Source organism: Corynebacterium singulare, from assembly GCF_000833575.1.
Taxonomy (GTDB): Bacteria; Actinomycetota; Actinomycetes; order Mycobacteriales; family Mycobacteriaceae; genus Corynebacterium; species Corynebacterium singulare.
On sequence record NZ_CP010827.1, the window covers coordinates 104,276 to 126,557 of the forward strand.

24 protein-coding genes and 1 tRNA gene are annotated in these 22,282 nt (G+C 57.1%); 8 read left to right on the top strand and 17 right to left on the bottom strand.

Annotation, left to right across the window (positions count from 1 at the left end):
* Nucleotides 1-8: 8 nt before the first annotated feature.
* The 3 genes from CSING_RS00550 to CSING_RS00560 all read right to left on the bottom strand — a co-directional run bounded on the left by CSING_RS00550 (nucleotide 9) and on the right by CSING_RS00560 (nucleotide 1,913).
* Entirely contained in the window at nucleotides 9-764 is a 756-nt protein-coding gene (locus CSING_RS00550; RefSeq protein ID WP_042528783.1) for an NAD-dependent deacylase, read from the bottom strand.
* 4 nt (nucleotides 765-768) lie between these two features.
* On the bottom strand, nucleotides 769-1,500 hold the full coding sequence (locus CSING_RS00555) for a DUF1648 domain-containing protein (RefSeq protein WP_042528784.1): 732 nt from the start codon (nucleotides 1,498-1,500) through the stop codon (nucleotides 769-771).
* A 233-nt stretch (nucleotides 1,501-1,733) separates the two neighbouring features.
* Nucleotides 1,734-1,913, bottom strand: coding sequence for a hypothetical protein (locus CSING_RS00560; protein ID WP_042528786.1), 180 nt, complete (start codon nucleotides 1,911-1,913; stop codon nucleotides 1,734-1,736).
* A 252-nt stretch (nucleotides 1,914-2,165) separates the two neighbouring features.
* On the opposite strand from CSING_RS00560, the gene CSING_RS00565 reads away from it, so the two are divergent.
* Nucleotides 2,166-2,480, top strand: a complete 315-nt coding sequence (locus tag CSING_RS00565; RefSeq protein WP_042528787.1) for a DUF4288 domain-containing protein — start codon at nucleotides 2,166-2,168, stop codon at nucleotides 2,478-2,480.
* On the opposite strand, the gene CSING_RS13070 is transcribed toward CSING_RS00565, so the two are convergent.
* From CSING_RS13070 to CSING_RS00610, 10 genes are all read right to left on the bottom strand, one after another.
* Entirely contained in the window at nucleotides 2,477-2,740 is a 264-nt protein-coding gene (locus CSING_RS13070) for a type II toxin-antitoxin system RelE family toxin (protein ID WP_083311434.1), read from the bottom strand. The two genes, CSING_RS00565 and CSING_RS13070, sit on opposite strands and share 4 nt — an antisense overlap.
* Nucleotides 2,724-2,960: a type II toxin-antitoxin system RelB family antitoxin gene (relB, locus tag CSING_RS00570; protein WP_042528789.1), complete on the bottom strand. Its 237-nt coding sequence runs from the start codon at nucleotides 2,958-2,960 to the stop codon at nucleotides 2,724-2,726. The genes CSING_RS13070 and relB overlap by 17 nt, the downstream gene beginning before the upstream one ends.
* A gap of 33 nt (nucleotides 2,961-2,993) precedes the next feature.
* Nucleotides 2,994-3,995, bottom strand: a complete 1,002-nt coding sequence (locus tag CSING_RS00575) for a ThiF family adenylyltransferase (protein ID WP_042528791.1) — start codon at nucleotides 3,993-3,995, stop codon at nucleotides 2,994-2,996.
* 22 nt (nucleotides 3,996-4,017) lie between these two features.
* A complete protein-coding gene (locus CSING_RS00580) occupies nucleotides 4,018-4,233 on the bottom strand; it encodes a hypothetical protein (RefSeq protein WP_042528793.1) in 216 nt (71 codons plus the stop codon).
* 67 nt (nucleotides 4,234-4,300) lie between these two features.
* Complete coding sequence (locus CSING_RS13465; protein WP_144403087.1) at nucleotides 4,301-5,449, bottom strand: hypothetical protein; 1,149 nt, start codon at nucleotides 5,447-5,449, stop codon at nucleotides 4,301-4,303.
* A 40-nt stretch (nucleotides 5,450-5,489) separates the two neighbouring features.
* The gene (locus tag CSING_RS00590) at nucleotides 5,490-7,019 is read right to left on the bottom strand and encodes an IS1634 family transposase (RefSeq protein ID WP_042532986.1); all 1,530 of its coding nucleotides are present in this window, start codon (nucleotides 7,017-7,019) and stop codon (nucleotides 5,490-5,492) included.
* A gap of 153 nt (nucleotides 7,020-7,172) precedes the next feature.
* Nucleotides 7,173-8,351, bottom strand: coding sequence for a hypothetical protein (locus CSING_RS13470; RefSeq protein ID WP_144403088.1), 1,179 nt, complete (start codon nucleotides 8,349-8,351; stop codon nucleotides 7,173-7,175).
* A gap of 39 nt (nucleotides 8,352-8,390) precedes the next feature.
* Complete coding sequence (locus tag CSING_RS00600; RefSeq protein ID WP_042528797.1) at nucleotides 8,391-8,810, bottom strand: molybdenum cofactor biosynthesis protein MoaE; 420 nt, start codon at nucleotides 8,808-8,810, stop codon at nucleotides 8,391-8,393.
* Nucleotides 8,800-9,270, bottom strand: a complete 471-nt coding sequence (locus tag CSING_RS00605) for a MogA/MoaB family molybdenum cofactor biosynthesis protein (RefSeq protein WP_042528799.1) — start codon at nucleotides 9,268-9,270, stop codon at nucleotides 8,800-8,802. Before CSING_RS00605 ends, CSING_RS00600 begins: the two co-directional genes overlap by 11 nt.
* Complete coding sequence (locus CSING_RS00610) at nucleotides 9,267-10,418, bottom strand: molybdopterin molybdotransferase MoeA (RefSeq protein WP_042528801.1); 1,152 nt, start codon at nucleotides 10,416-10,418, stop codon at nucleotides 9,267-9,269. The genes CSING_RS00605 and CSING_RS00610 overlap by 4 nt, the downstream gene beginning before the upstream one ends.
* Before the next feature lie 40 nt (nucleotides 10,419-10,458).
* On the opposite strand from CSING_RS00610, the gene CSING_RS00615 reads away from it, so the two are divergent.
* Entirely contained in the window at nucleotides 10,459-10,713 is a 255-nt protein-coding gene (locus CSING_RS00615) for a MoaD/ThiS family protein (RefSeq protein ID WP_042528803.1), read from the top strand.
* On the opposite strand, the gene CSING_RS00620 is transcribed toward CSING_RS00615, so the two are convergent.
* The 4 genes from CSING_RS00620 to CSING_RS00635 are packed head-to-tail and all read right to left on the bottom strand — an operon-like array spanning nucleotide 10,710 to nucleotide 15,347.
* A complete protein-coding gene (locus CSING_RS00620; protein ID WP_042528805.1) occupies nucleotides 10,710-11,081 on the bottom strand; it encodes a phage holin family protein in 372 nt (123 codons plus the stop codon). The genes CSING_RS00615 and CSING_RS00620 overlap by 4 nt on opposite strands.
* Before the next feature lie 21 nt (nucleotides 11,082-11,102).
* Nucleotides 11,103-12,161, bottom strand: coding sequence for a histidinol-phosphate transaminase (hisC, locus tag CSING_RS00625; protein WP_042528807.1), 1,059 nt, complete (start codon nucleotides 12,159-12,161; stop codon nucleotides 11,103-11,105).
* A gap of 10 nt (nucleotides 12,162-12,171) precedes the next feature.
* The gene (locus CSING_RS00630) at nucleotides 12,172-13,848 is read right to left on the bottom strand and encodes an alpha-keto acid decarboxylase family protein (protein WP_042528808.1); all 1,677 of its coding nucleotides are present in this window, start codon (nucleotides 13,846-13,848) and stop codon (nucleotides 12,172-12,174) included.
* Nucleotides 13,849-13,865: 17 nt separating this feature from the next.
* Nucleotides 13,866-15,347, bottom strand: coding sequence for an amino acid permease (locus CSING_RS00635; protein WP_236683994.1), 1,482 nt, complete (start codon nucleotides 15,345-15,347; stop codon nucleotides 13,866-13,868).
* A gap of 29 nt (nucleotides 15,348-15,376) precedes the next feature.
* Between CSING_RS00635 and CSING_RS00640 the strand changes: the two genes are divergently transcribed.
* The 6 genes from CSING_RS00640 (at nucleotide 15,377) to CSING_RS13075 (ending at nucleotide 22,256) form a co-directional block, all read left to right on the top strand.
* Complete coding sequence (locus CSING_RS00640; protein WP_042528810.1) at nucleotides 15,377-16,513, top strand: PucR family transcriptional regulator; 1,137 nt, start codon at nucleotides 15,377-15,379, stop codon at nucleotides 16,511-16,513.
* 64 nt (nucleotides 16,514-16,577) lie between these two features.
* A tRNA-Ser gene (locus CSING_RS00645) sits at nucleotides 16,578-16,666 on the top strand.
* A 550-nt stretch (nucleotides 16,667-17,216) separates the two neighbouring features.
* On the top strand, nucleotides 17,217-18,851 hold the full coding sequence (gene istA, locus CSING_RS00650; protein WP_052471350.1) for an IS21 family transposase: 1,635 nt from the start codon (nucleotides 17,217-17,219) through the stop codon (nucleotides 18,849-18,851).
* A complete protein-coding gene (locus CSING_RS00655; protein WP_042528814.1) occupies nucleotides 18,848-19,624 on the top strand; it encodes an ATP-binding protein in 777 nt (258 codons plus the stop codon). The genes istA and CSING_RS00655 overlap by 4 nt, the downstream gene beginning before the upstream one ends.
* Nucleotides 19,625-20,059: 435 nt before the next feature.
* Nucleotides 20,060-21,091: a HesA/MoeB/ThiF family protein gene (locus tag CSING_RS00660; protein ID WP_236683995.1), complete on the top strand. Its 1,032-nt coding sequence runs from the start codon at nucleotides 20,060-20,062 to the stop codon at nucleotides 21,089-21,091.
* 16 nt (nucleotides 21,092-21,107) lie between these two features.
* Nucleotides 21,108-22,256: an MFS transporter gene (locus CSING_RS13075; RefSeq protein ID WP_144403089.1), complete on the top strand. Its 1,149-nt coding sequence runs from the start codon at nucleotides 21,108-21,110 to the stop codon at nucleotides 22,254-22,256.
* The last annotated feature ends 26 nt before the right edge of the window (nucleotides 22,257-22,282 follow it).

A 22,282-nucleotide genomic window follows, 5' to 3' on the forward strand; every position in this document is an offset into this window, starting at 1 on the left:
TCCGGCTGCTACTCGTCTTTGCCATCGATCCGCCCCGCTAAGATGCGTGGCAGCGCCTCCGCCGCGGTGGCGGTGACCATGACGTCCGCAAGCGGTGAGAGATCCGTTGGCTGCGGGGTAACTTCCACAATCGGGATGCCGCGCGCGTGGGCAATCTGTGGCAGGCCGGCGGCGGGGTAGACCACGCCGGAGGTGCCCACAATGAGCAGCGCGTCCGCGGTGGACATGCGGCGCTCGGCCTCGGCCCATTCGTCGTTGGGCAAAGCCTCACCGAACCACACCACGCCCGGGCGCACGAGGCCGCCGCACACGGGGCACTCGGGTGGCGTGATGCTTTCAACTGGCTCTGTTGGGAACGCAATGTCCTCGTCATATGGCGTATCGCACTCGGTGCAGCGGAAGGCAAACAAGGAGCCGTGCAGGTGGACTACGTCCTGGTTTCCGGCGCGCTCGTGCAGGTTATCGATGTTTTGGGTGGTCACCGTCATGCCGCGTGCGGCAGCAATCGCGCGGTGCCCAGCGTTGGGTTCCGCCCGCTGCGCCAGCTGGGCGCGCCACAGGTACCAGGCGAACATCGGCTCAGGATCGCTGCGCCATGCGCTTATCGACGCCATCGCCACCGGATCCACGTTCTCCCAGATCCCTGTCTGCGCATCGCGGTACGTGGCGATGCCGCTGTCCGCGCTCATGCCCGCGCCGGTGAAAACTTCGACGTGGGTGGCATCAGAAAGAATCGAGTGCGCGCGCTCAAACAGGTGCTCCATGCATCTAGAGTACGGTGATGAGCACGCAGAATGCTATGGATGCGGCGAGAGCGATGCCCATGCGCCACAGGTAGCGGCGGCCCGGTTCGTGCGCGGTGTTGATCTGCAGCTTCGAAGGATTCATGGAAAAGACTGCCATGCACATCGGGTCTTTGGGTTCTTTGTAGACTCCCATGCCACCGGCAAGGCGGAGTGCTTCGTTGCGAACGTGTTCATCCTGGTCGGTGGGTATGGCTTTCACGTCCTTCGCGGATGTCAGCGTCAATCGGACGCCCTGAATCATGATGAACAGGGTGAAGCCTACCCACGCGGTCACGAGGAGAAAGCCCGAGAAGGGGATATCCGGTATGACGGTACCGACGGCGGAAAGGCATAAACAGATCGTCATGGCAAACACTGTCTGGGCGATGAACGTGGCGGTCTTTTCAGCGAGCAGCTCCGCGCGCTGTGCGGTGGCCTCGGAGAAAGGAAGCGCTGACTCCGCCGGAACCTGCACTGTCTTTCGCGCCAGCGAGATCGGCGGCACGCACAACGGCAGCGCGATGGCGAATACAACGCCGATCCACACCAAAGCGGTGGCGTTGAAGAAAGACTTGGGCTCGAAGCGGTCCGGGTTGCCCGAGCCATCGAAGTGGACCGGGATGGGATCGGGGACCGAGTCCCAGCGCAGCAGAATGTACATCAGTGTGAGAGCACACACCACAGCGGTGGCGACGTAATACTGGCGGATCCTCATGGCAGTGAGCTTACAAAGGGGGTGACTGGTTGTTCGATGAAGGGGGCAAAGATGGTCCCTTCATAGTGGTCTCTTTACTTTGGTCCTTTCACTGAGCAAAAGGACCATCTGGGCGCAGGAAACTGGCTGTAAAAGGTCCCTTTGCAGTGAGTAGGGACCAGAGTATGGGGACCAAACTAGAGGGACCATGTGGCACGGCGGCGTAGAGATGGTGGGAGCCGCCGGCTGAGGGGTTAGAGAATGTCGCGGCGGGCGGCCTCGGCCTCGGACTCAAGCTCGGAAATGTGTTCTTGCCAGGCGGTGATGCCGCCGCGCAGCGAGTAGACGTTGCTGAAGCCGCGGGCGCGCAGGGCGTCGACTGCTTGCGCGGAGTAGAAGATGGTGACACCTGCAGCGGTAACGCTATAGCGCATATCAGAGCCGTTGCGTTGAGGACAGACTTCGGATCGAAGCGGTCAGGGATGGGACCTGGGGCCGAGTCCTTGCGCCGCAGTTTGGCCCCAGCGTAAGAGCACACACCGCAGTGGTGGCGACGTAATACTGGCGGGTCTGCATGACAGTGAGCTTTTAAGGCGGCCGGCTGAGTTTTCCGCGTTACATGGTCTGGGTGAGCAGGTAGAGTCGAGTCCAATCTGACCTAGAACCGGAAAGGACAGTAGCCGGCAATGGAACCTTATGTTGGAATTGTCGTGATGGAGCTTGCTAAGAAGTCCAGTTCATCTGCCCAAAGCTTCTTCCGCGAGGACTTTTATATTGTGTATGCGGAGTCGGACGAGAAGGCTCGAGAACGCGTTGAAGCGATGGCGAACGAGCAGGCTGATGGTGAGGACGTGAAGGTACGGCACATCGTGGACGTCGCGCCAGCCCTCTATGGTTATGTAGATCGCGATTGTGATCTCTACTCGCGGCACTTTGCGAACCTAGAGGACTACGAGCGTTTCGAGATGAAGCTCGGCGGAACCGACCCGTTGGCTGATTAATCGTAGACTTCGCGTCGGTGACCTAAGTCAACAACAGTGACAGTGACTGTGTTTTCGTATATTGCCGCGATAACGCGGTAGTCCCCGACTCGCCAGCGCCACAGACCGGATTTATCCCCCACGAGACCCTTGCCGCGCGAGCGCGGGTCTTCGAGTTCTGCCACTTCGCGAAGAAACCTGCTGACTCTCTTCTGCGTTGGTTTGTCTAACTTTCGGAAGGCTTTCGCACCGCGCGGCGTGAAGCTAATTCTCCACGCCACATTCAGCCTCTAGGTCTTCAAGAGAAATGGTCTCTAGCTCGCCACGGCGTGCGGCCTCGGCCTCGGCCTCCAGCGCATAGACGTATTCCAACTGGTCCAAGTAAGCGTCAAGTGCCTTTCGGAGGTAAAACGCGCCAGAACGTCCAGTCTTGGACGCCAAAGAATCAAGGCGCTCCTTTTGCTCTGCGTCAATACGCAAACTGATAACTGAACTACTCATGTAAACATGATTACACGAGGTGAAGTCCCATGTCTAGACCCCATCGCGATGAGATTCTTGCCAGGCGTCGATGCCGCCGCGCAGTGAGTAGACGTTGCTGAAGCCGCGGGCACGCAGAGCTTCGACGGCTTGGGCGGAGCGCAGGCCGCTGGCGCAGTAGAGGACGGCGAGGTCGGCGGGGTCGATGGGCGGGTTGTGGCCGGTGAGGATGTCATCGAGCGGGAGGTGCTGCGAGCCGGGGATGAGGGAAGCGGCGCGCTCGGGGGCGGTGCGGACGTCGATGAGCGTGGCGCCCTCTGGAACGTCGCGGACGTCGGTGGGGTTGGCCGGGCGCGCCGGGATGACGCCGCTTGCGCGCACGGGGATGTATTCCCAGGTCCCGGCGAGGGAATCGTAGTATCCCAGCGTGCCGATGAGCGGGGTGCCGATGCCCGTGAGGAGCTTGATTGCTTCTACCGCCAGGGCGGAGCCGGCCACGCCGACGACCGGACCCAATACGCCGGCCTGCGAGCAGGAGGGCACCTGCGGATCGGTGGGGAAGAGATCCTCATAGACCGGTCCGTGGCCGGAGTGGAAAACGGAAAGCTGCGCGTCATAGCCCAGGAGCGAGGCCCACACGTGTGGAATGCCCAGTTCGTGGGCGGCCCAGGAAGCCAAGTGGCGGGAGTAGAAGTTATCGGTGCCGTCGATGATGAGGTCGGCCCCGCGCAGCTGCGCCAGGGCGGTATCAGGCGTGAGGCGCGAGAACTGCTCGATGGTGCATTCCGGGTTGAGAGCGTTCAAGGCTGCTGCGGCGGATTCGGTTTTGGGCTGGCCCACGGTCGCCGTGGTGTGGATGACCTGGCGGTGCAGGTTGGAGAGGGAGACGAGGTCGTCGTCGAAAAGCAGGATGCGCCCCACGCCCGCGCCTGCCAGGTAGAGCAGGGCAGGTGAGCCGAGGCCGCCAGCACCAATGACGGCGACTGTGGAAGTGTGAAGCCGTTGCTGTGTGGAGGTTCCCCAGAGGGCTTCCTGTCGTGCGTAGCGTGAACTCATTTTGAAGTGCTCCGAGCTCTTCCTAGGCTTTTGCCTTGATTTCTATTGTTTCCTGCAGCGGATTCTGATTAAAGAATTCGGTTTCAATCCCGGTTGGTGTCGATATTCTAAGCTTCGGCGGAATCGTGCTTCGTCCTACCTCGACGCTCACTCGAACGTTATCCACGCCCTTGATGGCCATCAGTGTGTTGACCTTGATGACGAGTTTACCTTTGCCAGGAACGCCGGCTAGGCGCATCAGCCAGGCAGTAGACTTGCGATTTCCACGCGAGGTGAAGAGCCGAAAAATAATGCTCTTCTAGACGTTAATCCGTCCGTTTATCGAAAGGGTAAATAGACATCGGAATTGTGTATGCCCCATGTGCAGTACTACCTTGCATAAGCTGGCTAAGCTTCGCGATATGCGTGCCATCCTTATCCGCAACTGGGTCCTTGAATGAAAAAGAATGTACGCGAAGCTCCTCAGCACCGTCAATCGGCTGAGTCACGATGTGTACATTTCCGCCGTCGATCGTTGCAGATACAGGACGGCGATCTGTGCCGATTAGGGGTTCAGTTTCTTTAACTTCCTGATGCTCGAGATCAACTGCCACGATCGTTCCTCGACTTGTAAAGTACGACACGCTTCCTTCTTCGTAGCGAGATGACCTATTTACGCCTGGTATCGGCAGCCCTTCGATCCTTCCTTCATGCATCAAAGTTGGTTTTTCATTCGGGCTACCAACCGAGACAACGTCCGCACCGCCAATATCGTCAGGAAATGAAATATATGATTTTTCTTTCCCACAGCCAAGAGTAGAGAAGTATTCGGATGCGACTGTTCCGGCAGGCGTATCAAGGCGAGATTCAGACAACAACCCGTCGGTTCCCATACGCACAAGTGTTAATCCGCTTCCGTCATCTTCATCACGTTCTAGCCAGACAGCTGTTTCATTAGTACAAGCCCTTAACGCGACTGGTCTCCTATCGCGAGGTACCGCGCTTGTAGTTTCCTTAGTTGCGAGCACAATGCGGCTCGAATACGGACTATCACTCGTGCTTTCATTAAAAACAAATACTGCTGTTTTATTGTCCACAGAACCAGCAGAAGTTGTTTGGGTTGGTAGGCCTAAACCTTCGAGTGGTTTCTCAGATTGCTTGCGAAAATCTGAATCGAAGACAACCAACTGATCCTTATCTGGAGCTACATACCCTTCACCAAGTCTTTCCATCGAAGGGTTATACACCGATGCAAGTTCAGCGAGAGAGCCTACCTCGTCAGTGCTCGTTCCAAAAACATAATTGGGATTGCTTGCGGAAGGAGCTGCAGAGACAGCTCTAGCGATCCCACCCCATTCCCAAGTGGCAAAAGATTTCGATGTTTGTGAACGCTCTTGCGCACACGAAGAAACGACAAGTGCACAGACGCCTAGAGCGTAAACCGCTAGGAGTTTTCGAAGTAGTGCTATGAGCATTGCGCTTTCACTTTCTGAATCTAACCTGACTTAGGCCAATTTAGTGCGGAAGTTCGTGGCCGGTGATTGCCTGGATGGTGGCGGTGAGGTCGGGCGGGAGTGGTACGGCGGCGTGAATGGTTTCGCTGCCAATGACGAGTTGAAAGCTGCGGTATTTCTTGAGTGTTCTCACGAGGCGCTTGATGGATTGACCACTGCGGGTCTCCATCAGGTGGGCCACGGCTAGTGCTGCCATCACAATATGGAGATGTGCTGTGATCGAGTCTTGTTTCCTGGCGTAGATTGGGCGTGCTTTCAGGTCTGATTTCGACATCCGAAACGATTTCTCAATGTTGAATAGCCTGCGGTAATGCCCGATAACCTCCTGGGCGTCAAGAGCGGTCAGGTCGGTTTCATAGCCTTTAATTCCGGCTAGGGCTCGGTGTTTGGCAGCAAGAGCGTAGTTGACCTTCTTGTTCGGGGCGGAAAGATCGATATAGCGGTTGCGCTTGATAGCGATATCGCCGTCAACAGCGCGTTTGGCTTTTGCGACTTGCTCTTTGATTCCGCGCAGGCTGCGTCTGGCCCGGTCGTGGGAGTACTGGTAATGCGTCACCGTATTTGGGGTTGTGTGTTTGCGCCCATCGCTTGCCGAGGCTTGTGTCCAGATCTGGCCGTGGGTGTAGTCTTCACCGGGGTTTTCCCGCCGCCAGGTTTCAATTACCTCTGGCACGGTGGGGGTTTTCACCGACAAAATGTAGTGCAGCCCTGCGTCAATGAGTGCTTGTTTGTTCGCTGCTGAAAACATGCCTGCATCAGCAACGACGGTGACCTCGTCGAGCTGGTAGGCCTCTTGGAACCGTGTGATCATCGGCAGCATCGTGTGGGTTTCTGCCGAGTTGCCAGCAAACGCGCCAACATGCAGTGGAAACCCGGTGGCATCAGTAAGCAGCCCGACAAGGATTTGTGGCTCTACACGGCGCTCTTTGGAAAACCCGGGTTTGCGAAGCTCATCAGGAGTATCGGTTTCAAAGTACAAGGTGGTCACGTCGTACAAGATGAATGCGCCTGGCCCGATACCTGCATGATGGGCCAACACTTGGGTTAGTGTCTCCCCAAACGATTCGGTCGCGAAGGTGGGAAGACGCCTCTGGATAGTGCGGTAGCTTGCGCTGGTGATGCCAACCTCGGCAAGAGTCTCGATGGAATCCAGCTTTGAGCCGGGATGGATGATCCGGGCACGCACCAGATCGCGAAACACCGGATCATCACCGCTTGCTGCAGCAAGGCCTAACTCGTTGAAACACGCATCAATACAGTCCAGCAAGTATCCGGCACGCTGACCGACTACCGGCAGCGGGTTGGAAACGCTGCCTGTTGCCGGTGGGATGTGTTTCACCTCGCCGAAGTCCATTGCGAGTTGGTCACCATCGACGATGCGTTGAGCTTCAGCTCTTAAAAGCGCAAGCTCAGACTCTGAATGTGCTGAGCCGATATGCTTCATCCTTTTCGCACCTTTGCGTTCAGAGAACACCACCTGCACCGCCGTCGCCCCAGAAGCGGTCTTGACGGTGCGAATATAAGGACTCACAAAAATCAGACTACTGAACACCCCCGGCACTACCCACTTAGTGCGGAAAAATTCCTCCCCGCCGATGAAAACCAACAGGTAACAGTGTCAAGAGTGACGTTACTCACCCACCCATGACCTAAGTCAGGCCGAAAAATAATGCTCTTCTAGACGTTAATCCGTCCGTTTATCGAAAGGGTAAATAGACATCGGAATTGTGTATGCCCCATGTGCAGTACTACCTTGCATAAGCTGGCTAAGCTTCGCGATATGCGTGCCATCCTTATCCGCAACTGGGTCCTTGAATGAAAAAGAATGTACGCGAAGCTCCTCAGCACCGTCAATCGGCTGAGTCACGATGTGTACATTTCCGCCGTCGATCGTTGCAGATACAGGACGGCGATCTGTGCCGATTAGGGGTTCAGTTTCTTTAACTTCCTGATGCTCGAGATCAACTGCCACGATCGTTCCTCGACTTGTAAAGTACGACACGCTTCCTTCTTCGTAGCGAGATGACCTATTTACGCCTGGTATCGGCAGCCCTTCGATCCTTCCTTCATGCATCAAAGTTGGTTTTTCATTCGGGCTACCAACCGAGACAACGTCCGCACCGCCAATATCGTCAGGAAATGAAATATATGATTTTTCTTTCCCACAGCCAAGAGTAGAGAAGTATTCGGATGCGACTGTTCCGGCAGGCGTATCAAGGCGAGATTCAGACAACAACCCGTCGGTTCCCATACGCACAAGTGTTAATCCGCTTCCGTCATCTTCATCACGTTCTAGCCAGACAGCTGTTTCATTAGTACAAGCCCTTAACGCGACTGGTCTCCTATCGCGAGGTACCGCGCTTGTAGTTTCCTTAGTTGCGAGCACAATGCGGCTCGAATACGGACTATCACTCGTGCTTTCATTAAAAACAAATACTGCTGTTTTATTGTCCACAGAACCAGCAGAAGTTGTTTGGGTTGGTAGGCCTAAACCTTCGAGTGGTTTCTCAGATTGCTTGCGAAAATCTGAATCGAAGACAACCAACTGATCCTTATCTGGAGCTACATACCCTTCACCAAGTCTTTCCATCGAAGGGTTATACACCGATGCAAGTTCAGCGAGAGAGCCTACCTCGTCAGTGCTCGTTCCAAAAACATAATTGGGATTGCTTGCGGAAGGAGCTGCAGAGACAGCTCTAGCGATCCCACCCCATTCCCAAGTGGCAAAAGATTTCGATGTTTGTGAACGCTCTTGCGCACACGAAGAAACGACAAGTGCACAGACGCCTAGAGCGTAAACCGCTAGGAGTTTTCGAAGTAGTGCTATGAGCATTGCGCTTTCACTTTCTGAATCTAAGCCCATTTCCCGTCCACACCGAATGCTGACAGTGCATACAGCGGTTCATTCCAAGCCTACCCACGTGGTGGTGTCATCGGTGTGGAGCTGTTCTTTCCAGATGGGGACTTCCGCTTTGACGCGGTCGGCGCAGGTCGAGGCGGCCTCGAAGGCGTCCTTGCGGTGTGCGGAGGCGGCGGCGACGATGAAAGCGGATTCGCCAATTTCTAGTGTTCCAGTCCGGTGCGTGCACCACAGGCGCACGGCGGGAAAGGCAGCGGCGACGTCAGCGGCCACGCGCTCGATTTCCTGCTGGGCGCTGGGATGCGCGGTGTAGGTCAGGAGTTTGACCCCGCGGCCGGAATCGTGGTTGCGCACAATGCCGTCGAATACAACGACGGCGCCGGTTTCAGCGGTGGCGATGTCGGGGGCAGTGATGGGCTCAGCGCTGATGTGGGCGCCGAGTAGGCCGAAATCAGTGCTCATGAATGCCTTCCAACTGGTTGATGATGTGGTGAAGAACTGGTTCGAGTACCGCGCAGCCGTCCTTGGCCGCGCCCGTGGAGCCGGGCAGGGCCATGGCGAAAGTGGGCCCGGTGACTCCGGCAACCGTACGCGAGAGTGCCGCGGTGGGGATGGCGGCGGAGTGCGCGTAGAAGGCGTGGGCCAGGCCGGGGAGCTCGCGCTCGAGGTGTGGGGTTAGTGCTTCGACAGTCTGGTCATCCGGGCTGATGCCCGTGCCGCCGGAAGTGAGGATGACGGAGGGGGCCTCGGCGAAGGCGGTGGCCAAGGCGGCGTCCATGTCGGCGTCTGCGACGACGACAGGCTCCGGGGTATCGAAGTCCTGCTCACGCAGGAAGTTCACCAAGATGGGGCCGGAACGGTCCTCGTACTCGCCGGCGGCGGCGCGGTTGGAGGCAACGATAACGAGTGCACGACGGGTCATGAGAGCGGAAACACCTCCACGAGGTCGCCGGCTGAAAGCTGTGAGCCGGCGGGGATACGAATAAGGGCTGTTGCGCCGATGGCCTGGGACATCAGGTGGGAGCTGGTGCCGCCGAGGAAGGAGGCGTGGGCTGTGCCATCGGCGATGCTGATAGTTCCGCGGCGGAACTGCTCGCGGTTGTTAAGGCCATCCGCGGGCTCAGTAAGGTGCGCGTGAAAAGGAGCCGGCGTGCGGCCAAGGACGGGTGCCAAGTAGAGGCGGAAGCTCACCAGCGTGGAGATGGGGTTGCCGGGGAAGCAGACTACGGGGACGTCGCCAAGGCGGGACAGGCCCTGCGGGCCACCCGGCTGCTGCGCCACGTGGCCGAACCAACCGTCTTCCTCGAAGATTTGGCGGATGACCTCGAATTTTCCGTGCGAGATGCCGCCGGAGGTGACGATGACATCGGGGCGGTGGGTGATAACTGCTTCGGCGAGGTCCGCGCGCAGGGCAGAAGGATCGTCATTCGTGCGCACGAAGCCGGCCACGTCGATGCCATACTGTGTGGCCAGGGCCGCGAGCATCGGCGCATTGGAATCGGGGATGGTGGCCTCGCCGTCGCCACCGATTTCAGCGCCGCCGGTGCAGATGAGGATGCGGGCGGGCGCGAAGGTGAGGACCTCGGTGAGACCTTGGGAGGCGAGGGTGGCGATGGAGGGGGCGTCGAGAAGCGCGTGCTCGTTGATGAGGATGGTCCCCGCCTGGACATCGGACCCCGCGCGCCGGATGAACTGCTCGGGAGCTGCCGGCACGGTGACGGTAGCGCCTTCTTCCGGGAAGTGCGGGGGCTCGCAGTGCTCGACGGGCACGATGGTGGCGGTGCCCGCGGGAACTTTGGCGCCGGTCATAATGGGCAGGGCGGAGCCGTCCGTGAGCTCACCAGGAACGTTTCCCGCCGCGATGGTGCGGCCCACGGTGAAGGTTCCGCCGTCACACGTGGGCAGCGCGTAGCCGTCCATCTGCGAGTTATCAAAGGGCGGCAGGTCCGCCTCCGCGCGGTAGGTGGTCGCAGCGCGGCGTCCGAAGGCGCTGGTCAGCGGAGTGGAGACAGCCCGCGGCTGCGGAAGAGCCGCGCGAACGGCGGCGAGGTGCTCCTCATAAGTGCGCATCGGGTTCCTTCCTGTCGCAGAGGCTGGCATAGTAGCAGCCATGGTTGATGTTCACTATTTTGCCGCAGCCCGCGCCGCCGCGGGGCGCGCGCAGGACACAGCGGAGGCGTCCACCTTGGGGGAGCTGCTCGACGTGTTGCGCCAGCGCCACACCGGCAGCACGGAGGCCGGCATGAGCTTTGCGCAAGTGCTGGAACGCTGCACATTCCTCGTTGATGGCGCGAGAGCTACGGAGGACGCAGTGCTTTCCGACGCCTCCCGCGTCGACGTCCTCCCGCCCTTCGCAGGGGGTTAGTTTCGGCTCCGCAAGGGACTGGTGAAGAAGTTCACCACGCCGGATACGATCGCGAGGACAATCGCGCCGATGATGGCGGCGCCCCAGCCGTCGATGACGAGTGAATCCATCAGCGCGCTGACAAGCAGCAGGACCGCACCGTTGATGACGAGCGCGAAGAGGCCCAGCGTCAGGCAGGTCAGCGGGGCGCCGAGGAAGCGGAGGACTGGTGTGACCACCTCGTTGACGATGATGAAGACCGCCGCGATGAGCAGAAAATTCTGGGTGGTCGCGGGAACGATATCGATTCCGGGGACAATCGCCACCACGGCCCAGAAGGCCACCGCGACGGCAATGACGTTGAGTGCAAAATTGATCAATGTCTTCACAACTGCACTCTAACGCGGAAACTAATTCTGTGCACCGAAGGCTGCGTCCCAAGCCTTGAGCAGCGTCTCGGTTTCCTCCGCCGTGGTGACGGTGACGCGCACGCCCTCGGGGAAGGCGCGGACGAGGACATCGTGCTGTGCTAGCTTTTCGGCGACCTCTTGCGGAGACCCAAGCGCGGCGATGTTCTCCGTGGCAAACCAGATGTGGTTGGCCTGGGACTCCGGCACGCCATAATCCGCGAAGTGCTGCACCAGGCGGTCGCGCTGCTCCACGGTCTCATCGGTGCGCTCGCGCAACTCCTTCTGGGAGGCCAGCGAGGCCTGGGCACCCGCCTGCGCTACCGAGTTCACCGAGAAGGGGATGGCCACCTTGCTCAGGGCGGAGATAATCTCCTCATTGCCAAAGGCATAACCCAAGCGAATGCCGGCCAAGCCGTAGGCCTTGGAGAAGGTGCGCAGGCCAATGACGTTGTCGTGGGTGTGAACGTAGTCCGTGGCCAGCGGAATGGCATCATTGCGGTTGTATTCAATGTAGGCCTCATCGAGCGCCACGATGATGTTGTCCGGAACCTTGGCCAGGAAGGCGTCGAACTCCTCCTTGGTGATGATGGAGCCAGTCGGGTTGTTCGGGTTGCACACGAAGATCAGCCGGGTCTTCTCCGTGATTGCTGCAGCCATGGCGTCTAGGTCCACGCGGTGGTCGGCGGTGAGCGGCACCTTCACCGGGGTGGCGCCCACGACCTGGGCGAAGATGGGGTAGGCCTCGAAAGAGCGCCAAGGGAAGATGACCTCATCGCCCGGCACGGAGGTGATTTCCACTAGCTCTTGGCAAATGGCGGAGGAGCCAGCACCAGTGGTGACCTGCTCCGGGGTGACACCGAGGTTCTCCGCCAGGGCCTTGCGGATTTCCACCGCGCCCATGTCTGGGTAGCGGTTGACGTGTGCCACGGCGGCTTCCATGGCCTTGAGCGCGCCCGGCAGCGGCTCTTGAGTTGCCTCGTTGGAGGAGAGTTTCAAGGCAGTCTCGGAATTCTTGCCGGGAACATAGATGGGCAGGGACGAAAGATCTGGGCGAATCATGTTTTCCACCTTAGGCGTTGCGCGGGCCACGTGGCCCGAAGTCGAAGTCAGCGGTTTGGGGGCCAAAGGCTTGCAGGCCCTTAGGGGCATCGAGAGGATCGAGTCGAACCTCGAGGAAGGCGCCGCGCTCCGGGTGGGCAGCGATATCCTCCAAGGCGTGGGCGAGCTCGCCCTCCGTGGCAGCGGTGTAGGTCTGCATCGTCGTGTCCTGCATGAAGGCCTTCGGCAGGGCGGTGTAGTCCCACATTTGAATCTCGTTGTATTCGCGTTCCATGCCTAGGATGAAGCGCTCAATGGTGTAGCCATCGTTGTTGACCAGCACAATGATGGGCTTGAGGTCCTGGCGCACGATGGTGGATAGTTCCTGGGCAGTGAGCTGGAAGGAGCCGTCACCGATGAAGAGGACATGTCGGCGCTCCGGGTTCGCTAGCTGGGAGCCGAGCACGCACGGCAGGGTGAAACCGATGGAGCCCCAGATGGTGGAGTTGATGTACTGCACGCCTTCGGGCATGCGCTGTTGACCCAGGCCGATGTTGGAGGTGCCGGCTTCGGCGATGACCACGTCATCTTCTTGAATAAAACTCAGCATCTGTGGCCAGATGCGCTCTTGGGTGAGCGGGGCATCCGGGTTCGGTTCGAAGGGCTCGGGTTCGAAGCCAGCAGTGCTTGGCGACGTCTCGGCTTCCGGGATGCGGTTAAGGAGGACGTCGAGAAGCTCCAGCGTTTGAATGCCCACGAAGAACTCACCATCGGCGTTGAGGTGCTGGTCACCGAAGTTGTAGACGCGGGCGTTCGCCAGGTTGTGGGTGAAAGAGCCGGAGTTCACCTCGATAAAACGCGGGTTCGTGGTGACCAGGAAATCGGAGTTCTCAATGCGCTCCTGCACGCCCGGGGCAGATGCGGCGCCGTTGTAGGTGCCAATGAACAGCGGGTGGCGCTCCGACAGGATGGCCTTGCCGGAGGAGAGCTGGGAGTAGGGCAGCTGGGCCTTGTCGATGATGGCGCGGAATTTCTCCGTGAAACCGTGGCGGTTGGTGTCCTGGTCGATGAGGATGATGGGATCCTTGGCCTTTGCGAGGTGCTCGAGCAGGTAATTCGCGGCGGCTTCCAAGCGCTCCGGATCGGAGGGCATGAGAGCGGTGGAGAAAGGCTCATCAGGCACCTCGACGGTGAGGTGCGTGATGTCGGAGGGGATCTGGATGTGCACCGGGCGCTTCTCGCGCAGGCACGCATGCAGGGCGCGGTCGAACTCCTCGACCACGTTCATCGGGGAAACGCGCGTGGCAACTTCCGTAAACGGTGCGATGGAGTCAAGCATGTTGGCAAAGTCGCCGTCGGCAAGCGAGTGGTGCAGGTTCCACCGGAACTCCGTGGCGTACTGCGGCGGCGCGCCAGCCAGTGACACCAGCGGGACGTGCTCGGCGCGCGCCCCCGCAATGCCGTTGAGGGCGGAGAGCTCGCCCACGCCGTAGGTGGTGAGCAGGCAGCCCACGCCCTTCTGGCGGGCATAGCCATCTGCCGCATACGCCGCGTTGAGCTCGTTGCAGGCGCCGACGAAGCGGATGCCGTCAGCAGCCTCGATTTGTTCAAGGAAGCTTAAGTTGAAGTCACCGGGCACGCCGATGATCTCCGTGATGCCGATGGCCTTGAGTCGGTCAATAATGAAATCACCAATGGTGGTCTGCATGATAGGAGGAAACCTTTCTATTTTTTACGTGCGTCGTGGCGCTTCTTGCCTACCCAGATCAGTCCCAGGGCCATAATCCACAAGGGTAAGACAATAGCGCCGGTGCGGTAATCGGGCAGGAAGAACATCAGCACGATGACGAAGGCAAAGAAGCCTAAGCATAGGTAGTTCGCAAAGGGATACAGCGGTGCGCGGAAGGCAGCGTTGGGGTAGCGGCGACGGAACTTGAGATGCGCAATAGCAATGGCGGACCACGAAATGAGCTCCGCCCCCACAATGATGGCCAGCAAGATGATGAGGATCTTGCCCTCGAAGAGGAAGTTGAGCAGCACCGCCGAACCCATGAGCAGGGCGTTAAACAGCAGAGCGCGCACCGGCACGCCTTTGGCGTTGACTGAATCGAATAAAGGCGGGGCCTGGCCGCCGCGGGAGAGATCCCGCAACATGCGCGCACCGGAGAAGGTCATGGTGTTGAACACTGATACGGCAGCCACCAGCACGATGAGGTTCAGGCCCGTGGCGGCGGCGCCAATGCCAAGGGTGCTCAGCGCGCGCACGAAAGGCGAAGTGGAAGTATCCAACTCATTCCAGGGAGCCAGCAGCACGATGATGCCGATGCCGCCGATGTAGAAGATAAGGATGCGCCAGATCACGTTGTTGATGGCCTTGGGCAGGGACTCGGAAGGATCCTGTGCTTCACCGGCAGCGGTGCCGATGGAGATGATGCCGCCGAAGGAGAAGATCACCGCGACGAGGGAGAAGATGACGCCGCTAGCGCCGTTGGGGAACATGCCGCCGTGCTCAGTGATGTTGCTTAGGCCCAGTGCGGGTTCTGGGGTCAGGCCCAAGACGATGGCGACGCCGACGATGATCATGAGGATCAGTGCGGCCACCTTGATGAGGGAAAGCCAAAACTCCGCTTCGGCGAAAGCCCCAACGTGCACCAAGTTAATAGCGGTGACGATGACAAGCGCAATGAGCGCAGTGAGCCAGTGCGGGATGCCGGGGAACCAGAAGTCCATAATGGTGCCGGCCGCGGTGAGCTCCACCATGCCCACGACGATGGTGGTAAACCACCAGTTCCAGCCGGTGACAAAGCCGGCGATGGGGCCGATGTACTCGCGGGCATACGCGCTGAAGGAACCCGCGACGGGATTCTCCACGGCCATCTCACCCAGCATGCGCATGATGAGGAAGATGATGAAACCACCGATGGCGTAGGCGGCGATAACGCCTGGCCCGGCCTCCTGGATGGAGGCACCGGAACCAAGGAAGAGGCCCGTGCCGATGCAGGAGCCGAAGGCGATCATCTGCAGGTGGCGTGATTTCATGCCGCGCTGCAGGCCGTCGTCTGCACCAGCGCTGGTACCGGTGTTCACGTCCTGTGCTCTGACGGAATTATTGGTTGTGGTCATGTAGACGCCCTTCATGAACGTATATGTGTGACGAGTGTCATTGAACTGTAGGAGATTATCGCCCACCACAGTTTTGTTTGTCACTAGACAATTTTCGTAAGTATCTTTGACATATGTCAAAAGTGTCTCCCCCGCAGCTGACGAACATTCAGGACATCGTCGACGATTGCGCCCAGATCCTGCAGCGCTCCGTTGAGGTGACTACCCCCACCATCGCCGTGATTGCTGCCAGCGCTCAGATCGGCGCCATCGACAACAATCGTGCCCGGTCCATCCTTAACCGCACGCCACCGCCGGAGCCGATTCCGTGGATGCTGAGCTTCGGCATTCAGGAAGCGGTCCTGCCGGTGCGCCTGCCCGCCAACCCGCGCTACGACATGTTGCCTCGTTTGGTTATTCCGCTGCGTCACCAGGGGAGACTGGTGGGGTATCTGTGGGCTATTGATGAGCCCGCGCTGGGTGATGCCCCCGTGGTCAAGCTCGGCTCTCTTCTTACCCGCTTGGCTCGGCTTATCGACGAACACGATGCTCCACTGGCCGCCCATGCGCAACAGTTAGGTGACATGGCCCGCGAAGTCCTCGCGGGCGATCCTGCCGCGCTGGCGGCAGCCCGGGAACGTGACCTCTTGCCCTCCGATGGCGAGTTGACCATACACCGCGTGCTGATAGAAGGTGATCAGCGCGCGCTTGCTGTGGAGCTTTCGCGTCCCTTGGTTCGCCGGCCTTTCTTGGTAGCGGACTCCCACGATTCCCTCGTTCTCATCGAATGCCGCCGCAGTGTGCTGGACACGGAAGCGCTGATGGAGGAACTGCACAACGCTGCCCTCGTGGTTGGCGCGGCCGTCGTGGCGCGTGGGTCGGCGCCCACTGCTCGGCAGGCGCGACTCATGGCGGATGTGGCCAGGTTGTGTGGCCACGAGGCTATGAGCTGGGATGAAGCTGGTGCTTGGCGGCTGCTGCGCGGGTGGGAGCTGACTCCAGAGACGGTAGAGGAGATAAGCCCGGATGCCGCTGTGCTTCTCGACGAGCCCCGCAACTCCTACTGGGAGACTCTCCTTACCTATTTTGAGCACTCTCGCAACGTGTCTGAAACCGCCGATGCTCTCTATATTCACCGCGCTACGCTGCACTACCGCCTAGACCGCGTGCGCGACATTCTCGGGCCCAGTGTACTGGATGACGGCTGGCGCTGCGCTGCACTGTATGTGGCCCTTAAGCTGCACGCGGCCCTTATAGGGAAAGAAAAGTGAAGCCCCATTTTGTTCCTAGGGGAAGCGCTCAGGTAGAGTGATGGACGATTCATTGCGAATCGCTGGAGACGTGCCAGAGCGGCCGAATGGGGCTCCCTGCTAAGGAGTTGACTTACTTGCGTAGGTCCGGAGGTTCAAATCCTCTCGTCTCCGCAAATGTCATGAGTTGCGACCTGCTAGACAAGTGAGTCGCGGCATCGTTGACAAACCGGCATTTCAGCATGTTTTGTTCTGGGGTGCCGGTTTTGCGTTGAACCCCCCTAATGCGGTCAGATGCGCTTCATCCAGTTTTCCTGAAATACCCCGCCGCTTAAGGGAGCTGGATAGCCTAAAGGCCTTGCTCTCGGTAGGTCGAAGTGCGGATGGTACACAGGACTCTGCTAATTGGACCGTGCTGTTTAAGCAGGTAACCAACGGTATCAAGTGTCGAAGGTTACCCAGGTTGCCACTCTCTACCATGATGCTGGCTCCAAGTTCGTGTCGCTACCTAGCGAGCATATGTGGTTCCATTGCCTCGGAGTGCAGGCCCATTTAATGAAGCAGTGGTCCTGATCGCCCTAGATATGAGTGTTGCGCGGGGGTATCTAGTAACACCGTGGTGACTATCTAGTAACGGGATGGTGAGTATCGAGTAACACTTTGGGGGAAGATTCTTCTGACCGCGTGACAAAAGGGCTCGCGGCATAATCAGAGGAGTCCGATCGTGACTGATTACCGGGCCGTGATGGACCTTGTCTTACAAGGCTGGTCCGTCCGTCAAATCTGCTCGACTGTGCGTTGCTCACATACCACAGTCCAAAAGGCCCGCCAGACAATGGCGGCACACCAGATCACAACCCATGAACAACTCGCCGGCATCACCGACGAAGAAATGGCCACATGGTTTGTTGATGGTCGAAGTCTTGCCCAAGGAGACTTCGTGCCCATCGACTTCGACGCGGTGGCCAAAGCACGTACCGGCCGAAACAAAGTCACTCTCCAAGTCTTGTGGGGCCGCTACACCACCCAACCTGCCCGTCCGTCTCAGCGTTACTACAGCTACGAGCGGTTCCGCCAGCTTGTCGCCGAACACGTTGATGCCACAGGACTTACCGCACGCATTACGCATATCCCGGCACACACTATGCAAGTCGACTGGGCCGGTACCACAATGCGGCTGTTTGACCCGATTGATGCCCGGGGTGCAAAAGTCAGTATTTTCGTGGCGTCACTGCCGTATTCCGGAATGTTGTTTGCCTGTGCTTGCCCGAACCAGCGGCAAGCAGCATGGCTGTGGGCGCATATCCAAGCGTTTGAATACTTCGGTGGCGTCGCTGAAGTCATTGTGCCTGATAATGCTTCGACAGCGTCACACGCAATCGGTGCTGCTGACCGCAACCGGCAGGTTAATTCCACCTACGAGGAATTCCTCGAGCATTACAACACTGCCGCGCTGCCTGCTCGCGCTCGGCGTCCGAAGGACAAGGCGAACGTGGAAGCGGCAGTCAAGATCATCACCCAAAAAGTCATCCATACCCTCCACGGGCATCAATGCGTTGGGCTCGATGAACTCAATGCACGCATCCGCAGCCTAGTTGACGGTATCAATGACGCGGTACCCTTTCGTGGCACCTGCACCAGCAGAAGAATGCTCTTTAATGAGTTTGAACGTGATGTGCTTGGCCAACTTCCCGCATCACCGTGGCAGCATACCGAATGGAAACGCGCGAAAGTCGCCCCCAACTTCCACATCACCGTCAATACTGCTCACTATTCGGTGCCCTACCAGCTCGTCGGCCGCACTGTCGATGTACGCATCACCGGCAACGAAGTAACCGTCTTTGACGCTGGGCAGCGTGTTGCCACCCACCAGCTAGCCCAAGCCCGGGGGATCTATGTCACTGACGTGGATCATATTCCTGCCACCATGGCTGATACCACAGGACTGTGGACCAGTGACTACTTCTACCGTGAAGCAGCCAAGATCGGGCCAGCGACCCAGAAAGTCATCGCAGAACTCATCAGCGCAAAGGCAATCCCTGCCCAGGCATATCAGTCGTGTCGAAACGTACTAAATATGGGCAAGCACGCCAACAAGGCGATTTTGGAACAAGCCTGTGCCCGCCTGATCGCACCTGATGGCGCAAGGAGGGCCGTGTCGTATACCGCGGTGAAAAACATGATGGCTGCGGTACGCAAAGACCAATCCACCCGCCCGACAGGCCATGATCTTCTGCCAACAACACCGCCTGAAACACCACCAGCAGTACACGCACGTGATACCCGCGGCGCGTATCTGGGTGGGTCTGCTCAGTTCAGCATGGAAAACCTTAGGAAGAAAGGACCTTCGCAGTCATGACACAGCCACAACCAGCATCGGCATCAGCACGCTTTCTAGATGAATCGGTCCTGCCGGTCTTTACCGATCTGCGAATGACGGCCTTCGGCCGAACCGTGATTGATATTGCCGCAGATCCCGTCTTCGACTCGTGGAGCTTTTCTGACAAGGTGCTCCACGCACTCGATAAAGAAGTCGCGGCCAAGCGTGAGAGACGAGTCAACAAACTACTCAAAGCATCCCGATCGCCAAATCTTGATGCATGTATCGAAGACATCACCTACGCACCCGGCCGCAACCTCAACAAAGAGCAAATCACCAGACTCGCTCACTGCCAATGGTGTCAAAAAGCGCAAAGCATTGTCATCCTCGGCAAATCATCCGTCGGCAAAACCTACCTGGCCCAAGCACTGCTAACCGCCGCGTGCAGAAACGACTACTCCGCCCGCTTCTTCCGCACAGACACACTAGCCAACCAGCTGATGGTGCTACGCCATAATGACGCAGCACGCATGGAATTTCTTCAAGACCTACACCTGGCAGACGTACTCGTTCTTGACGACTTCCTAACAACCCCGATTGATGCAGCCACAGCACACCAGCTACTCAATATTCTTGCGGAACGTGAACACCGGGGATCAACGATCGTGACCTCACAGTTCACGCCCGACGAGTGGTACAAATCCATCCCGGATGCTGTCATCGCCGAGTCGATACTGAATCGGCTTGTCGTTGGCGCTGAGATCATCACACTGGAAGGACCCAACATGCGCCTAGAAGGCAACGCAGAGTAGTTGCTCATAAGCAACGCCCGGGTGTTACTCAATACTCACCCGGGCGTTACTGCTTGCTCACCACGGCGTTACTAAATACGTGGTCCTAACAATATGAGGCCAACGTATTGGGTATCCCTCTGGGCTGCAAAAGTGGGAACGGCTAAGCCCCATATGTCTGAGGAGCGATGAGCCTCCTGGTCGAAATCGCACGACCGATTCCAGTTTTGTATACAAACCCGTTCTGTATCCAAAAGTTTTTGGTAGGCTAGGCGGTTGTAACAGTTATTTATCCTGAAGGGAGTGAAAATGGAAGGCCTGACTTTCGAAAACTTGAAAGCTGAAGATTTCGTATTGTTATGCGGCGGTTGCTGTACCGACGGATAATCCCAGAAAGAGTTGAGTATGTATCGTCTGAAATACGCTCATAGGCCACTCGCTGTTGGTAAGGACTCCTTGATCATTGGCGGAGTTTCCTACGGGAGCTCTAGGAAGGTAAGGGATTCCGATGGGAGAATCAAGGCGATCTTAACTCGGTTAGATGGAACTAGGACCCTTGAGCAGATCTATTTCGAGCTTGAGGGGTCCTTTCCGTCGCTAAGCTATCAATTTGTCGAGGAGCTCGTTTCCGCACTTGCAGACTTTGGATTTCTTGAAGAGTCGGAGTATCCCTCCGAACTTGATACTAGGTTCGAACTATGGTCTAGAGCGCAAAACCTGTATCAAGGGATGGATAACCAGTTGCGAGAGCATCCATGGTATGTGCAGGAGAAATTATCAAATAGCGCAGCTGCCATAGTAGGGCTTGGGGGAGTCGGGTCAGAAGTGGCCGTTCTTCTTGCCCGAGCTGGCATTGGAAAGCTCGTCCTTATTGACCCAGATACAGTTGAGCCGACAAATATTGTTCGCCAGCATTTCAAATTTACCGATATTGGAGATGCAAAGAGTAAGGCGTTAGCTAGTCAAATAGCGGAAATTGGACTTGAGACAGAGATAGACTGCTTGCAGAAAAGCTTATGTACAACGAGTGACTTCGAGCGTACGCTGAATTCGGTAGATACTTTCGCACTGTCAGCGGACTACCCTGAGAGAATAAGATTCACGGCGAATGACTTTGCATTACGTCATGAAATGCCGTGGGCGCACTGCGGGTACCAAGGTCCCGAGATTATCCTAGGTATTCATGATAGCTGTGGTGCCTGTTTTAGATGCATAAAAGACTATCAGACGATCGAGCGTGCCGACCGTGATCTGCACATCCGAGAGTACTCACGTCCTCTAAGGCAAGCGGGTAATTCCGTTTCTTCCTCAATTTCAGCAGCCTTTCTCGCGCACGGAATAATTAGTCTACTCACGGGAGTTCCTTGTATAAAAACAAACGTAGAGTATTGGTTTTCTATGCAATCAATGACGATAAACAAAGTTGAAGTACCTAACTTCGAAACTTGCGCCCATAAAGGAGTTGGTGTTGTCGCTTTGGAAAAATAGAGACTACAAATTGCTAATGTCGGGGCAAACAGTAAATGTAGTCGGTAATCAAATTACTACTTTCGCCCTATTTCTTGTAGTTCTTAATGTTACCAACTCTCCATCCGCTGCAAGTTTTTCGTCAGGATTATTTGTCTTAAGTATGGTTGTTTTGGGGCTGCCAATCGGTCGCCTAGTGGACAGATATTCAAGATTAGTAATTCTTAAAATTTCCGCCACACTTGGCGTCGTTGGTTCCCTGTTATGCGTCTTTGCGGCCAATGGACATTATCCGATATCTCTTTTTGCAGTTTCAGCTTTCTTGCTAGGGGGTATCTCCTCGGCTTTTGGTACGGCAGAACGCGCATTTCTTAAAGAACTAATCCCCCCGAGTTTGCTAGCAAAAGCCATGGCTGTTAATCAAGGTCGATACTCGATCGGAACCTTACTTGGGCCACCAATTGCCGGTCTGCTTATCTCGCATTCGGCGCAAGCTCCTTTTTGGGTTGATGCAGCTTCATTCTGCTGGGTTCTAGCTTGCCTTTTGCTTATTCGTTTCCGGTCAAGCGAAACAGACTCTTCGAATACCCCCAGCGAAACACCTCCGCTACGCCCAGCATGGGATTGGCTACGTGGTCAAAAGCAGCTCTTCTCCATCGGTTGGTATAGTCCGTTGATGAATTTTTCATTCGCTGGAATAACAACACTTTCGCTACTTAGTTTAAAATATGCTTCTTTCAGTTCATTCTCATTGGGAATATATCAGGCTGCAATTGGATTAGCAGGCCTAATGGGAGCAATGATTGCAGGAAAGCTAGTTGAAAAAGTGCAGGCCGGAAGGCTAATTCTTTACTCCATGTGTTTGTTCACTGTAGCGCTTGCAGTAACCATGGTAAATAGTACGTGCATTATTCTTGGAATGGTTTTGGCTGGATTGGTCTTGCCAGTTTTCAATGCGCCGTGCAGTGGCTTTTTCGTAAAATCAGTACCGCAAGAGTTTCAAGGACGTTGTACTGCGATTCTGTCAACATCTGCGATGGTAACCATGCCTATCGGAAACGCACTTGCCGGCGTGCTCTTCGAGCACTTCGGAGGATTGACAGCAGTAGCCTTTTTTGCTTTGGTCTTGATTCTCTCAGATCTGTTTTTCATCAAGAAGGGCGACGTTAAATCCATTCGTTTATAGGAGTCTTCTTACCCTTGATGACGCTA